Annotated in this window: 16 protein-coding genes; 11 read left to right on the top strand and 5 right to left on the bottom strand. The window is 69.5% G+C overall.

Annotated elements, in window-relative coordinates; all coding sequences use genetic code 11:
• Window positions 1–143: 143 nt before the first annotated feature.
• Window positions 144–2,354, bottom strand: a complete 2,211-nt coding sequence (locus NE2_RS06265) for a SulP family inorganic anion transporter (protein WP_063024727.1) — start codon at window positions 2,352–2,354, stop codon at window positions 144–146.
• A gap of 471 nt (window positions 2,355–2,825) precedes the next feature.
• On the opposite strand from NE2_RS06265, the gene NE2_RS06260 reads away from it, so the two are divergent.
• Window positions 2,826–3,689, top strand: a complete 864-nt coding sequence (locus tag NE2_RS06260) for an NAD(P)-dependent oxidoreductase (protein ID WP_146165224.1) — start codon at window positions 2,826–2,828, stop codon at window positions 3,687–3,689.
• A gap of 120 nt (window positions 3,690–3,809) precedes the next feature.
• Here NE2_RS06260 and NE2_RS06255 read toward each other — a convergent pair whose 3' ends face one another.
• A complete protein-coding gene (locus NE2_RS06255; RefSeq protein WP_063909296.1) occupies window positions 3,810–4,280 on the bottom strand; it encodes a VOC family protein in 471 nt (156 codons plus the stop codon).
• Between the two features lie 291 nt (window positions 4,281–4,571).
• On the opposite strand from NE2_RS06255, the gene NE2_RS06250 reads away from it, so the two are divergent.
• From NE2_RS06250 to NE2_RS35480, 3 genes are read left to right on the top strand one after another with little or no spacing between them, the layout of a single operon-like run.
• The gene (locus NE2_RS06250) at window positions 4,572–5,396 is read left to right on the top strand and encodes a GntR family transcriptional regulator (protein ID WP_063024723.1); all 825 of its coding nucleotides are present in this window, start codon (window positions 4,572–4,574) and stop codon (window positions 5,394–5,396) included.
• Between the two features lie 13 nt (window positions 5,397–5,409).
• Window positions 5,410–6,828, top strand: a complete 1,419-nt coding sequence (locus NE2_RS06245) for an amidase (protein ID WP_063024720.1) — start codon at window positions 5,410–5,412, stop codon at window positions 6,826–6,828.
• A 17-nt stretch (window positions 6,829–6,845) separates the two neighbouring features.
• A complete protein-coding gene (locus tag NE2_RS35480) occupies window positions 6,846–6,983 on the top strand; it encodes a hypothetical protein (RefSeq protein ID WP_156511386.1) in 138 nt (45 codons plus the stop codon).
• Here NE2_RS35480 and NE2_RS06240 read toward each other — a convergent pair.
• Complete coding sequence (locus NE2_RS06240) at window positions 6,976–8,415, bottom strand: FAD-dependent oxidoreductase (protein WP_106958469.1); 1,440 nt, start codon at window positions 8,413–8,415, stop codon at window positions 6,976–6,978. The two genes, NE2_RS35480 and NE2_RS06240, sit on opposite strands and share 8 nt — an antisense overlap.
• Before the next feature lie 109 nt (window positions 8,416–8,524).
• Between NE2_RS06240 and NE2_RS06235 the strand changes: the two genes are divergently transcribed.
• From NE2_RS06235 to NE2_RS06225, 3 genes are all read left to right on the top strand, one after another.
• Window positions 8,525–9,076 carry a TetR/AcrR family transcriptional regulator gene (locus tag NE2_RS06235; RefSeq protein ID WP_233429692.1) on the top strand — a complete coding sequence of 184 codons (552 nt, stop codon included), beginning with the start codon at window positions 8,525–8,527 and terminating at the stop codon, window positions 9,074–9,076.
• 174 nt (window positions 9,077–9,250) lie between these two features.
• Window positions 9,251–9,724: a MarR family winged helix-turn-helix transcriptional regulator gene (locus tag NE2_RS06230; RefSeq protein WP_063015579.1), complete on the top strand. Its 474-nt coding sequence runs from the start codon at window positions 9,251–9,253 to the stop codon at window positions 9,722–9,724.
• Between the two features lie 5 nt (window positions 9,725–9,729).
• The gene (locus NE2_RS06225; protein WP_063015591.1) at window positions 9,730–10,152 is read left to right on the top strand and encodes an organic hydroperoxide resistance protein; all 423 of its coding nucleotides are present in this window, start codon (window positions 9,730–9,732) and stop codon (window positions 10,150–10,152) included.
• Window position 10,153: 1 nt separating this feature from the next.
• Here the strand turns inward: NE2_RS06225 and NE2_RS36195 are convergent, their stop codons facing one another.
• Together NE2_RS36195 and NE2_RS06220 are read right to left on the bottom strand one after the other, a co-directional pair.
• Window positions 10,154–10,309 carry a DUF8730 family Cys-rich protein gene (locus NE2_RS36195; RefSeq protein WP_167356708.1) on the bottom strand — a complete coding sequence of 52 codons (156 nt, stop codon included), beginning with the start codon at window positions 10,307–10,309 and terminating at the stop codon, window positions 10,154–10,156.
• 36 nt (window positions 10,310–10,345) lie between these two features.
• Window positions 10,346–11,266, bottom strand: a complete 921-nt coding sequence (locus tag NE2_RS06220) for a universal stress protein (protein WP_233429691.1) — start codon at window positions 11,264–11,266, stop codon at window positions 10,346–10,348.
• Window positions 11,267–11,454: 188 nt separating this feature from the next.
• Here NE2_RS06220 and NE2_RS06215 point away from each other — a divergent pair, with 188 nt between their 5' ends.
• The 4 genes from NE2_RS06215 (at window position 11,455) to NE2_RS06200 (ending at window position 13,819) form a co-directional block, all read left to right on the top strand.
• Window positions 11,455–12,186: a FadR/GntR family transcriptional regulator gene (locus NE2_RS06215; RefSeq protein ID WP_063024717.1), complete on the top strand. Its 732-nt coding sequence runs from the start codon at window positions 11,455–11,457 to the stop codon at window positions 12,184–12,186.
• Complete coding sequence (locus NE2_RS06210; protein WP_030513873.1) at window positions 12,176–12,841, top strand: sterol desaturase family protein; 666 nt, start codon at window positions 12,176–12,178, stop codon at window positions 12,839–12,841. Before NE2_RS06215 ends, NE2_RS06210 begins: the two co-directional genes overlap by 11 nt.
• A 123-nt stretch (window positions 12,842–12,964) precedes the next feature.
• A complete protein-coding gene (locus NE2_RS06205) occupies window positions 12,965–13,180 on the top strand; it encodes a hypothetical protein (RefSeq protein ID WP_146165223.1) in 216 nt (71 codons plus the stop codon).
• Window positions 13,181–13,261: 81 nt separating this feature from the next.
• The gene (locus tag NE2_RS06200; protein ID WP_146165222.1) at window positions 13,262–13,819 is read left to right on the top strand and encodes a hypothetical protein; all 558 of its coding nucleotides are present in this window, start codon (window positions 13,262–13,264) and stop codon (window positions 13,817–13,819) included.
• The last annotated feature ends 56 nt before the right edge of the window (window positions 13,820–13,875 follow it).

Below are 13,875 nucleotides of genomic sequence, written 5' to 3'. Positions count from 1 at the left end.
AAAGGATATTTAGCCTCGCACACGTTCCCGATTCGATGTGACGGCCCTCACGCCCTGGAGCTGTGACCTGCACCGGCACCACTGTGCGCCCGCTCAGCGCGCGTTTTCCACCCGGGGAATTGCCAAAACTGGGAATCCTCCTTTCAGGAAACCGGAACCGGCACCGGGTGCCGGAGGTCGTCGATATCGGCGATACCGTCGGGCGTGATCGCGAGCACGCGGGCGGTGGCGATATCGAAGAACAGTCCCGACAGCACCACACCGCGGGCCTCGATCCCGCGACGCACGACGGGATGGGCGGACAGTGTTTCGATCTGCACGGCCACGTTCACCATGCCCAGCTGGTCGACCTCGCCGTAGTCGGCGGCCGCGGCCGCCGCCGCGACCGGATGCCCCGCCCGGAAGCGCTCGAGCGCCGGGCGTCCGTGCGCGAGCCAGTCGTCGAGACCCGAGCCGGTGTGCAGACCGTGGTGCAGCGCGTCCATGGCGCCGCAGCCGGAATGCCCGCAGACGACGATCGAGCGCACGTCCAGTTTGTTCAGCGCGTAGACCAGCGCGGCCTCGACCGAGGTGTCGCGGCCGTCGGCGGGGATCAGATTGCCGATATTGCGCACGGTGAACAGATCGCCCGGGCCGCTGTTGGTGATCACATTGGGCACGATGCGGGAATCGGCGCAGGTGACGAACAGCGATTCCGGATTCTGGGTGTGTCGCAGTTCGTCCAGATGCGGCCGGATCATGTGCGCGTGGCCGCGGTGGTAGGCCGCGATCCCGGCGGCGATCCGGTCGGGGCGGGTGGTGGGACGCCAGGGCGCGAGAACGTCGTCGAGCATGCGCCGCGCGTGCCCGCGCGCGGGCGGGCCCGCGCTGAGGTCGGCGATCCGGACGGCGCCGAGTTCGACGAATTGCACCGTGCCGCCGAGGCTTTCGTGCCGCTGCGCCCACTCGTGCAGGGCGTCGGATGCGGCGTGGTCGATGAAATCGACGGTCATCTCGACGGTGACCGGAACCCCCGCGGGGATCTGCGCCAGCTGGGCGGTGAGCCGCGGCAGAGCCAGGAAGGTGGCCGAACCGTCCACGGTCACCAGCCAGCGCCCGGTGTCCCCGACCGGCGCGGCCACGATCACCACCCGCACCACGCGCCACATGAGCAGCGCGAACGAGAGCACCAGCCCGATCAGCATGCCCAGCAGCAGATTCCCGAAGATCACGACGAGAACCGTTGCGGCATAGACGATCAGATCGCCGGCCCGGCGCGCGAGGCGGATGTGCGCGAGTTTCACCAGTCCGATGCCGATGACGATCAACAGGCCGGCCAGGGCGGCCTTCGGAATCTGGCGCACCACCTCCACCAGCGCGACGGAGAACACCAGCACCCACACGCCACTGAGCATGGTGGAGGCCTTGGTTCGCGCGCCGGCCTTGGCGTTGGTGATGCTGCGGACGATGACCGCGGCGATGGGCAGGCCGCCGAGCATGCCGGAGGTCATATTCGCCACGCCCTGACCGAGCAGTTCGCGGTCGAGGTCGGTGCGATACTCCGGCCGCAACCGGTCGACGGCCACCGCGGACAGCAGCGTCTCCACGCTGGCGATCAGCGCGATGGTGAACGCGGTCAGCACGACGGCGCTCCAATTGCCGTGCGGCAGTTGCGGTAACGACATCGCGTCGAACAGGGAGCCGTGCAGGGTGATGCGCTCCACGCTGGTGGGGACCACCATCGCGAGCGCGGTCGCGGCGACCACCGCGGCCAGGGGCGCCGGGACCGCCCGCACCCGGCCGGGCAGATAGCGCCAGCCCAGCATGATCGCAATCACCACCCCGCCGACCAGCGCGTCTCCGGCGTGCATCACGGTCAGCTGATGCGGCAGCTGCACGATGCTCGCCCACGACGAGCTCAGCGTCTGCCCGCCCAGCAGCACATGCAACTGCTGCAGCGCGATCACCACGCCGATGCCGGCGAGCATGGCGTGCACCACCACCGGCGCGATGGCCAGCGCGGCGCGCGCGATGCGGCTCAGGCCGAACACCACCTGCAGCGCACCGGCGCACACGGTGATGAAACAGGTTGTCGCCCAGCCGAACTGGTGGATGGACTCGGCCACCACGACGGTGAGGCTGGCGGTGGGCCCGCTGACCTGCAGGACCGAACCGCCACACAGCCCGGCGACCAGACCGCCGACGACGGCGGCGATCAGCCCCGCCGCGACCGGCGCGCCCATGGCGACGGCCACACCGATGGACAGGGGTAACGCGACGAGGAAAACCACCACGGAGGCGGGTAGATCATGTCGTACAGCGACCGAGAAGCTCCGAGGTGACGTCCGTCGGACCGAGTCGGTGTCGGTGGACATATTTCTCCTTCGCCGAACCGGTGTCGGTTCGGTCCATCGGTGGAACATGTACTGGCATCGAGAGGGGGCGGGCGAAGCGGATAACGCGAGATGCGTTGCGCCTGCGACGCATCCGGACATGCGAGCCCGGCAGTGGCGCAACGCGCTTAATAGTAAAGACAACGCAAAGCAGTTGGAAAGGGTTTTCAGAACAAAAGTCGATGCCGGTATCCAATTGTGATCTATATCACAATCCGATCCGAGACCTCCAACTCCCCGGCACTCCCCCGGGAGCGAAGGAGAACGCCGAAAAACGCTGGCGCAGAATCGCTTCGCCTCGCCCACGGGCGATACTACCGCAGCGCCGTTCCTGGTCACTTGTACGATTCGCCTATCACCGAGGGCGATCGCGACCGCCGCGCCGCACTGCGGGACAGTGGGAAGGCAGGGTCGGTGTCGGGTACCGGCCAGGACCGAGACGAGGAGGCAACAGTGCATATCGCGGTACTGGGCATGGGACGGATGGGCCGCGCCGTGGCCGGGCGCCTGCTCGACGGCGGGCATCGAGTGACCGTGTGGAACCGCACGGAAGGCACAGCGACCGAACTGATTTCGGCCGGCGCGACGGAGGCCGGCACTGTCGCGGCGGCCGTGTCGGGAGTCGACGCGGCCCTCACCGCGCTCGCCGACGACGCGGCGGTGACCTCGGTGGCCTTCGGCGAGCTGCAGACATCCCTCGATTCCGGGACCCCCTACATCGACTGTTCTACCGTCTCCCCCGCATTGGGCGCCGCCCTCGCCGACGCCTTCGGTGACCGGTTCCTCGCCCTTCCGATCGTGGGCGCGCCCGGCGCGGTCACAGCCGGGACGGCGACGCTGCTGGCCGGTGGGCCCGCACCGTTGCGGGACCGGCTCGCACCTCTGCTCGGCACGCTCTCCGAGCGGGTGCGCCACTACGATTCGGCGGCCCATGCGCTGACCGCCAAGGTGACCACGAACTTCCTGCTGATCACCGGGGTGGCGGCGCTGGCGGAAGCGTTCGCCGTGGGGCGATCCGGCGGACTCGGCGACGATCAGCTGCGCGAATTGCTCGCCGACGCGCCCGTCGTCGCGCCCGCCCTGGCGAATCGCTTCGACGCCGTGCTCACCGCATCCCCCGACGGATGGTGGACCACCGTCCTGGGCGCCAAGGACGCGGGGCTCGCGTTCGACCTCGCCGCGCAGGCGGGCGCTCACCTGCCGTTGGCGGAAATCGTTCGCAAGCGTTACGAGGATGCGGCACGAACGAATCCCAGCGCCGATATCGCGGCCATCGCCGCGCTGTACCGGGACGGCGGCGACTCGGCGCAGGGGTGAGCGATCGCCTCGCCGACTCCCGGCGGGGCGACGCGAGGCTCGGCAACTCAGGGGCTGGGCCCTCAGGGCTGCGCCGGTCAGGGCCGGTCCGGTCAGGGCTCGGCCCTCACCGCCGGGCCCTCAGGACTGGGCCGCTCCGGACGCGACAGCTCCGGACGCGGCGGCCCCGGGCTCGGCGAAGTGCACGACTTCCCACAGATGCCCGTCGGGGTCGGCGAAGTAGCCGGCGTAGATCCCCCACGGCCGCGTGCGCGCGGGCTGGACCACGGTGCCGCCCGCCGCGCCGGCGAGTTCCAGAACTCGTTCCGCCTCGGCGTCACTGTCGACGAACCAGCCCAGACTCATCGCGGAACCGTGCATACGTTCCGGCGGGATACCCGCGTCCTCGGCCAGGTCGTCGCGCCCGTAGAGCGCCAGCGTCACCCCGTTGCCGAGCGTGAACATGACCACCGCCCCACCGGGATTCTCCGCGTCCGGCCGGAATTCGGTTCCGATGATCCCCGGTGACTCCAGTCCGAGCGCGCGGTAGAACCGCAGCGACACCTCCAGATCGCGCACGCCCAGCGTGATCGCGTGGATCTGTGCTCGCACCCCGATACCTCCGTTCTCATCGTTGTCCGCACGCAGTCAACCCCGAGGCGCCGGGAATGTCTTGAACGGATCGGACACGTCGCGCGCTCGGTCTCACTGCCCGCACGCCCGCGTAACTCCCGGCACCGATGTTGCGGACCGGATCGCATAGCGCGACGCGACCGCGAAATGCCGTCCAGCCGCACCTGAAACCGCTGGTCACACCGGTCCGGTCCAGGCCGGCCGGCCGCGTAACCAGGTCTTTACCGCAAGCCCTTGTCGCGTAACGCGGATTCTCTGCACGCTACCGGCATGCACCACCGCTCCGAACAGCTCCCCTCCGATCGGACTGCCCGCGACCGCCGGGCCTTCGACGATCAGATGCGCGAAATCCTGCCCGCCGCAGCGCAGCTGCCCGCCCGGCGGCTGCGGGATCTGCTGCGCGCCGATCTGCGGGCAGGCGCGTTCGGCACCGGGCGGTTGCCCGGCGAGCCGGAATTGATGGCGCGCCACCATCTCCCGCGTGATGTGGTCCGCGCCGCGCTGAGCATGCTGCGCGCCGACGGTCTGATCGAGCGACGCCGCGGCGTGGGGACGGTGGCGGTCGGTGAGCACTACGTCGTCTCCGGCGCGCTGCCGCCGGAGGGCCGGACGCTCGAGCAGCACCTGGCACTGGGCCGGATCTCACCTCGCCTGCTGTATTGGGCCTGGATCCCGGCACCGCCGGTGATCGCCGCCCATCTGGCCGGCGTCGGGCCCGGAGACGACTGTCTGTGCGTCGAATACGTTCTGCTGCTCGACGATCGCCCGCTCGCGGTGTTCACCAATTACCTGCGCGCGCCGGAGGCGACGCGCATCGACCAGGCCGCATTCGGCGACGACTTCTACAGCCTGCTGCGCGGCGGCCGGGTGGATGTCGGTGGCAGCGACGTCGGCGTCCAAGCCGCGCGCGCCGACGATTGCACCGCGGCACTGCTGCACGTCCTGCCCGGTGAGCCGGTGCTGCTGGTGGAACAGACGATTCGCACCCGCGACGGAGTCGCCGTCGATTACGCCCTGGGCTCCTGCCGCGCCGAGATCCAGCTCGAACTCGGCGCCATTCCCCACCTCGACATGACCGCCACCCTGCCCCGCTGATGTGAGGACGACCATGACACTCGCCGATCCACCCGTACTCTCCGGCCTGACCGAGGCCGCCGCCGCGCTGCGCTCCGGCGAGACCACCGCCACCCGGCTGGTCGAACAGGCCCTCGCCGCCGCCGACGCGCACGACGCGGCGCTCGGTGTCTACCTGTCGCGGTTCGACGAGCGTGCCGTCGCACAGGCCGCGCGCGTCGACGAGAAGCTGGCCGCCGGCGTTCCGGTCGGGCCGCTGGCCGGAATCCCGATGGGAATCAAGGATATTCTCGCCCATTCCGCCGCACCGACCACCGCGCAGAGCCTGGTTCTCGATCCCGGCTGGGGCGCCGCCCAGGGCGATTGCGCGGTGGTCCGCCGGCTCGAGGAGGCCGGCGCCGTCGTCACCGGCAAGGTGACCACGATGGAATTCGCCATCGGTCTCCCGGATCCGGCCAAACCCTTTCCGGTACCGCGCAATCCGTGGGATTCGTCCCGCTGGGCGGGCGGGTCGAGTTCGGGATCGGGCAGCGGCGTGGCCGCCGGGATGTTCCTCGGCGCCGTCGGGACCGACACCGCGGGCAGTATCCGGATCCCGGCCGCCTTCAACGGAATCACCGGATTGAAGCCGACTTTCGGCCGCGTCCCGAAGTCCGGTGTGGTTCCGCTGGGCTACACCCTCGACCATCCGGGCCCGATGGCGCGGTCGGCCGCCGACTGCGCCCTGCTGCTGTCGGTGCTGGCGGGCTACGACCCGGCCGATCCCTACAGTGCGCACACGCCGGTCGACGACTATCCCGGCGCGCTCACCGGCGATCTGACCGGACTGACCATCGGCGTGGACACCCTGGACCGGTTCGCCGACGGCGGTATCGATCCCGCTCAGCCACAGCGGTTTTCCGCCGCGGTGGCCGTGCTCGCCGAGGCGGGCGCCCGCATCGTGCCCGTGGAGGTGCCGATGTACCGGGAACTGACCGCGGTCGACGTCGTGGTCATGCTCGCGGAGGCACACGCCTACCACCGGACCGCACTGCGCGAACGCTGGGCGGACTACGGCCGGGCCACCCGCATCATCCTCGCCGGCGGCGATGCGGTCAGCGGACCGGATTATGTTCAGGCCCAAAGGGTTCGCCGCATCGGCCGGCAGCGGATGACCGAACTGCTGAGCAAAGTGGATCTGGTGGTGACGCCGACCGGGCACCTCGGCGCCCCCGCGATCGCCGATCTGGATCAGCGGCAACCGATGGGTGTGCTGTCGAGTCTGCACACGCCGTACTGGAACCCGCTCGGCAATCCCACCCTCGCGCTGCCGATCGGCACCACCGCCGACGGCCTGCCGCTGTCGATGTCGGTGTCCGGCAACCATTTCGACGAGGCCACCGTCCTGCGCGCCGGTGACGCCTACCAGCGCCGCACCGCCCATCACACGGAGATCCCCACCGCTCTCCGCTGAACCGTCAGGAGCCGATCATGACCTGGACCACCGACCCCGAGGAAATCACCGCGGTCGACGCGATGCGCGCCGCCGTGCGCGCGATGGCCGACCTGCTCGCCGCGGTCGACGCCACCCGCTGGGCCGACCCGGCAGGCGGTTTCGATCTCACCTGAGGTTGCGCTGCTTCACGAGGTGGAGGCATCGGGCCGGCCCCAGCGCCGTCGCGATGCCACCGATTCGACCGGCCCGGTGTGCGGCCGCCGCTACCGCCGCCTCGCCGGCCGCACGCGCCGCGCCGACCGCGATGCGTGCGACCAGATCGGGACGAAACAGTGCCGCCGGCCGCTGCGTCAGCCCCATCACGCGATAGAGCGTCGCGGCGACGACCGGATCGCGCTCCGCCGCGGCCAGAACCGGGTCGAGGGCCGCGACCGCGGCGCGGATCGCCGGATCCGGGTGTGGGCCGACATGTGGCATCGCGCTGTCGGCGATCACGGTGAGCTGCCAGGCGATATCGATTTCGGGTGTCACCGCGGTGTAGAAGCGGCGGGCGAGATCGCGGTCGCCGCCCGCGGCGAGACAGCGTTGCAGCACCCGCATCTGGATCGCCGCGATCGTCATGCCCTGTCCGTAGACGGGACTGAAACTGCACAGGCCGTCACCGACCGCGAGCAGTCCGGACGGGAACCGGTCGAGGCGTTCGTAGCGCCGGCGCAGGTTGGCCTTGTAGCGGAAGGTGGCGATATCGGTGAGCAGTTCGGCCCGTCGTAACGCCGCGCGCACGCCCGGCGGGGCGAGGGCCGCCGCGAAGTCCAGGAAGGCCGCCGGATCCGCGGGTGGTTGTTCGCCGGCGTGCCCGATCAGGGTGAGCACGTAGCGATTCCGGCCTTCCACCGCGAACAGCGCCAGGGCGCGCGGCGGAAGCTCTCGCACGCCGATGGTCAACGACTTGTCGGTCCCCAGCGCGCCCGGTTCGAGTTCGACGAAGGCGCTGCGGTAGACGATGTCGATGGTGGTGCCCTCTTCCCGCGGTCGCGGATAGCCGAGGGCGGCCAGCCAGCCCGGGACGACGCCGCCGCGTCCGGTGGCGGCGACCACGAGGTCAGCGGTCGGCTCGTCCACGCCGCCCGGGTCGTGCACGGTCACGCCGGTGACGCGCGACGCGGACGGATTCGTGGTGACGCCGGATACCTCGGCCCGATCGCGCAGGACCACATTGGGCAGCGACCGAATACGTTGCCGCACATGATGTTCCACAAGCGGACGACTGGCCTGAAGGCCGCGGTACCCGGTGGAGACCTGCGCGAGAGTGCGCCCGGCCATCTGAAAGTTGACCTCCCCCAGCACATCACAGTCGATCGCCCCGGCGGCGCGCATCTGCGCCTCGAATCCCGGGAAGAACTCCTCGAGCAGATCCTTTCCACGCGGCAGCAACCCGTGCACATGCCGGCCCTGCGGCACGCCCCTGCGCGCCTGCGGACCGTCGGGCAGCGCATCGCGCTCGACGACGGTGACGCGGTCGTAATGGTCGCTCAGTACCCGGGCCGCGAGCAGACCGCCCATGCCGGCCCCCACGACCACCGCGTGTTCGCCAATTCTCGCCATCGAGCCACCTTCATCGCATTCTGTGAGACTGAACTACAAATTAGTCTCAGAACGTCGAGGAAACAACAGCCGGTCTGTACCGACGCGCGCAGGAGGGCACAATGAGGCGGTGACCAGGTCCGCGACCGAACTGATGGATGCCGCACTGCAACTCGTGACGGAATCCGGCCTGACCGACCTCACGCTGACCGACGTGGCGCGGCGCGCGGGCGTATCGCGCGCGACCACATACCGGGAGTTCGGCGACAAGGACGGATTGGTGGCCGCCCTCGTCCGGCGCGAGATCGGCGCCATGATCGCCGCCGCGTACCAGGTCGTCGACATGACGGCACGGACACCCGAGTTGACTCGCACGGCAACACTTTTCGCGCTGAGCTACCTGCGGGGCCACGCCGCGTTCGGGTACATCCGCACGCACGAACCGCAGTGGCTGCTGAACGCCGCCGTCACGCACGTGGATGCCGAGCGCAACCTCGTCGAAACCGTCGCCACGCTGCTGACCCCACTACTGTCATTGCAGCGCGCCGACGAGCTGCGGGTGACACCGGAACAGGCCGCCGAGATCATCGTGCGCACCGTGTTGTCGCACATACTCGTCGAGCGCAGCACCCTGAGCGACGACGAGATCGCGGAAATCGTCGCACGCGCGATTTCGGCATGAGCACACCTCCGGACTGAGACGGGCTTCAGATCGAGTATCACCGCTCCGCCCTAGGGGCCTCCGCGGCGTCGGACCACGCGCGTCGACCGATCTGCCGACCGTCCCCCGACCGGTGATCCAGCACACAGGCAGTTTAGGTTGTGCACAATTTTATTGTGTCCTACATTTGTAGCCATGACCGATCCGATGGCGCTCGACCAGCAGCTGTGCTTCCAGCTGTACGCCGCCTCCCGCGCGATGACGGCCCGCTACCGGCCGCAGCTGGACGCACTGGGCCTGACGTATCCGCAGTATCTGGTCATGCTGGCGCTGTGGGAGCGCGACGGGCGCGGCGTCGGCGATCTCTGTTCCGCCCTCGCCCTGGATTCCGGCACGCTCTCACCGCTGTTGAAGCGCCTCGAGGCCGCCGGATTCGTCGAGCGCCGGCGTGCCGCGGACGACGAACGCCGGGTCGAGATCCGGCTCACCGAACGCGGAAGCGCGCTGCGGGAACGCGCGTGCGACATTCCGGCGCGCATGGCCGCCACCTTCGGCGGCGGACTGTCATTGGACGAGCTGGTGACATTGCGCGAAACCCTGGCGCGGCTGACTGCCGCGCTGAACACCGAACCGGATGCCGCAGGCGCATCCACCGAGAGAAAGCGATGATCGATATGGCAATCCTCTACACCGCCGAGGCCCTGGCCACCGGAGACGGCCGCAACGGGCACGCCCGCACCACCGACGGCAAGATCGACGTCGCCCTCGCCATGCCGCCGGAAATGGGCGGCAGCGGGGCGGGCACCAACCCGGAGCAGCTGTTCGCCGCCGGGTACGCCGCATGCTTCCACTCCGCGCTGCGTCTGGTCGGCAAGCAGGAAAAGGCCGATGTCAGCGATTCCGCGGTCGGCGCGAAGGTCGGCATCGGCCCGAACGACGCCGGTGGCTTCGGCCTCGAGGTGACCCTGGAGGTGTCACTGCCGCACCTGCCCCGCGAGGAGGCCCAGGCGCTGGCCGACAAGGCCCACCAGGTGTGCCCGTATTCCAATGCGACGCGAGGCAACATCGACGTCCACGTGATCGTCGCCGAGGACTGAATCAGCCGCGCTGCCACCAGCGCTTCGCCGGCGCCGGTTCGGTGTGGCCACCACACCACCGGTCGGCCGGCACCGTCGCGCGCACCTCGTCGATGTGGGCGCCGCAGCCGGACCAGGTGGTCTTACCGCAGGTCGGGCAGGTGGTCGGGACGCACATGACATCTCCTCGTGGTCGGGGCGTCGTGGTGCGCCGTCAGCGGCGCACCACCATGATCGGGCATTCGACCGAACCGATCAGCGCCGCACTGGTCGAACCGAGCAGCATTCCGGCGAATCCGCCGCGGCCGCGGCTGCCCACCACCACCAATTGCGCCGAATCCGATTGCTCCAGAAGCGACTTCGCGGGATTGTCACGCACCACCTGCAGAGTGACCGGCAGATCGGGATACCGTTCGCGCCACGGCGCGAGCCGCTCGGCGAGCATGGTGTGTTCGGCGCGCACGATGGTATCCCAGCCGAACATCGAGATGTCGAGACCGGTGGTGTCGCTCCACGAATGCAGTGCCACCACCTCCACACCACGCCGGTGCGCCTCCGCGAAGGCGGCCTCGACGGCGGGTTCACTGTTCTCGGTGCCGTCGACACCGACCAGCACCGGCCGCCGCGCCGCGACCGGGTCGGTGGCCGCATGCGATTTGACGATCACCACCGGGCACCGCGCGTGATGGACCAGCGCCGAGCTGACCGACCCGAGCAGCCCGCGTTGCAACGCCCCCCGCCCGCGACTGCCCGCGACCAGCTTGCCGGCGGTCTCCGATCGCACCAGCATGTCGCCGATGATCAGCTCCAGGCCCAGTTCGGCGTCGATATCGAGATCCGGTCCGCCGATGTCGCGAGCCACCTCGGTGGCGCGGGTCAGGATCTGCTCACCGTCGGTGCGCAGCCAATCCGGCTGTGCGGTACCGGCGGCCAAGCCGGGCCCGAAACTCGCCGGAATCGCGATCGAATGCACGATCTGCAACGGTGATCCGCTCAGCGCCGCATCGCGGGCCGCCCATGCCACGGCCTGCAGCGAGGTCGGTGAACCGTCCACGGCGACGACGATCGGTCCCGTCGCGGTCTCCGGCCGCCCTGCGGGCGCGGACTTCTCGGTCACGGATTCCTCGGTCGTCACGGACATCCTCCTCGGTCGACTGCGCGGCGTACGAAAGCCGGTCCCGCCCGGCGGCCGCCACCGGGCGAGACTCGGAAGCACTGCACGTATCGGAACAGCTCGATCGTAGCGGGAGCGCGACGATTTCCTCGGAATTCAACTGGTCTGACCACTTGACCTCTGACCGCTGTGGGGATTACCTTCCGTTCATGGCCTTTCAGCGGATCGACCGGCAGACGGTCCCGGACGCGGTATTCGACCAACTCGTGACCGAGGTCCTCGACGGGGAACTTCCGGCCGGCGCCACCCTGCCGGCCGAACGGCAGCTCGCCGAGGCGCTCGGAGTGTCGCGGCCGACCGTGCGCGAGGCGCTGCGCAAACTAGCGCACACCGGCCTCATCGACGTGCGTCAGGGCGGGGCCACCACGGTGCGCGACTTCCGCCGCGCGGCCGGATTGGATCTACTGCCGCGGCTCATCGTGCGCAACGGCGAGTTCGACCACACCGTGGTCGCGAGCATCCTGCAGGCGCGACTGGTCCTGGGCCGGGAGGTAGCCGCCCTGGCCGCCGAGCACGGCGGCGCGCAGCTGCACGCCGAACTCGGTGACTGCCTGGAATCACTTGCCGCACAGCAGGAACCGGTCGCGCAGCAACTCGAGGCGCTGAAGTTCTGGGACCACATCGTCGACGGCACCGGATCGATCGTGTTCCGGCTGTTGTTCAACACACTGCGGGAGGTCTACGAGCCCGCGATCGTCGCGCTGGCGGGTGTGATGGCCGCCGAGGTCGGCAGCATCGACCACTACCGCCGGCTCACCGCCGCCGTCGTCGGCGGCGACCCGGCCGCGGCCCGCGCCGCCGCGGACACGCTGTTGCGGGTGGCCGCAACACAATTCGACACCGTAGTACGCACGATGGAAGGTGCGGACGATGACCGCTGAGACCCGCTCCCACCGCCGGACCACGACGCTGCCCGACGCCTTCGGCGTCTTCGTGCGCCGTCCCTCGCCGTGGATCATCACCACACTGCTGGCGGGCGCACTCGCCGCCCGGATCGCGGTGGGCGACTGGCAGCTCACCGATGCTCTGGTCGCCGGCGTGATGCTGGCGTTCTTCCCGGTGACGGAGTGGGTGATCCACGTCTGCATCTTGCATTGGCGCCCCCGCCGGATCGGCCGTCTCACTCTGGATTCCCTGCTCGCGCGCAAACATCGCGAACACCATGCCGACCCACGCCGGGTGGATCTGATCTTCATCCCGTGGCAGACCTTCCTCTGGCTCTTCCCGGCGCTGGTTGTCGTTGCGGCACTGGCCTTTCCACGCATCGGGCTGGGATTGACCTTCCTCACCGTGGTCGGCGTACTGGGCCTGGGCTACGAGTGGACCCACTACCTGATCCACACCGACTATCAGCCCCGCACTCGCCTCTACACCGCGGTCCGGCGCAACCACCGGCTGCATCACTTCAAGAACGAGCACTACTGGTTCACCGTCACCAGCTCCGGCACCGCCGACCGGCTGCTCGGCACCTACCCGGATCCGGCGTCGACGCCGAATTCCCGCACCGCCACGGCATTGCACGGCACCGGTCGCTGAGAAGCTCCCCCCGGCACTGCTGCCCCGGACACTCGGGGCTGTCCGAATCCACCCGGATGTAGTGAATTGGACGATGCGGCAGCCGCATTCACAACGACATCCACGGAACAGGACCTCATCCGAATGAAGAAACTCGGAACTCTCACCCTGATCGGTGCCGCGTCGGCGGCCGTGCTGTGCGGCGGCGCGGGCGTCGCGGCGGCGGACGCCACCTCGGCGACGCCGGTGGTGGCGCCCGGTGAGCCCGACCCCACGGGCACCGGCTCCTCGTCCGGCATCACCGATCTGGTGAAGGCGCTTTCCAGCGGAAGTGCGCAGGCCGCGACGCCTGCGAAGTAATCGGGACGGTTCCCCACTTCACCGGAGGTGGGGAACCGGCGCGGCGGGGCCACTATGTTCGTGGGTATGCACTGGGATCAGATGACCGCCACGACCGAGGAGCTGCGCAAGCGAGCGACCCGGCTGCGACGCGGTGTCGGTCAGCTCGGCATCCTCGAATCGATTCTCAGCGCGGCCCACGGCCCGTGGCTGGGCGCGATGGACGCCGACGGCCGCGGCACCGCCGAACTCAGAATGCATCTCGCCGGGCGATATCGGGTGACCGCGGTGGTGACCAGCGCCGGCAAGCTGAGCCTCATCCAGCTGCACGCCCCCACCGCCGACGGCGGTGACACTGAGCGTGTGCTCTCCCCCAAGCCCGCGCTGCGCCGGGGCTGGAACGACGACGAGCCGATGCCGAAGCAACCGCAGTGGCTGGACTATCTGGTCGAGTGGGTGGGTTCGGCGAGTACCGACGTCGACCGGCGGTCGGTGCTCGAATGGCATCTCGAGGGCGCGGACCGGCGACTCGCGGCGATGAACGAGACCATAGAGAGTCTGCGGCTGAGCCTGGCCGAACGCGAAGAACTGCGCGACGAGGTCGCCGCGGAGGTCGACCGGCTGCGCGCCGAACTCGACTCACTCGACCCCGCACGCTAGGTCCGGATCAGTCGATGCGCGACAACGGCCGAGTGCTGCACCGGAACGCACCGCCG

Source organism: Nocardia elegans NBRC 108235 (assembly GCF_001612845.1).
In the GTDB taxonomy this organism is placed as follows: domain Bacteria; phylum Actinomycetota; class Actinomycetes; order Mycobacteriales; family Mycobacteriaceae; genus Nocardia; species Nocardia nova.
Note: the sequence above shows the minus strand (reverse complement) of the source record. Positions and strands in the feature narration are given on the sequence as shown.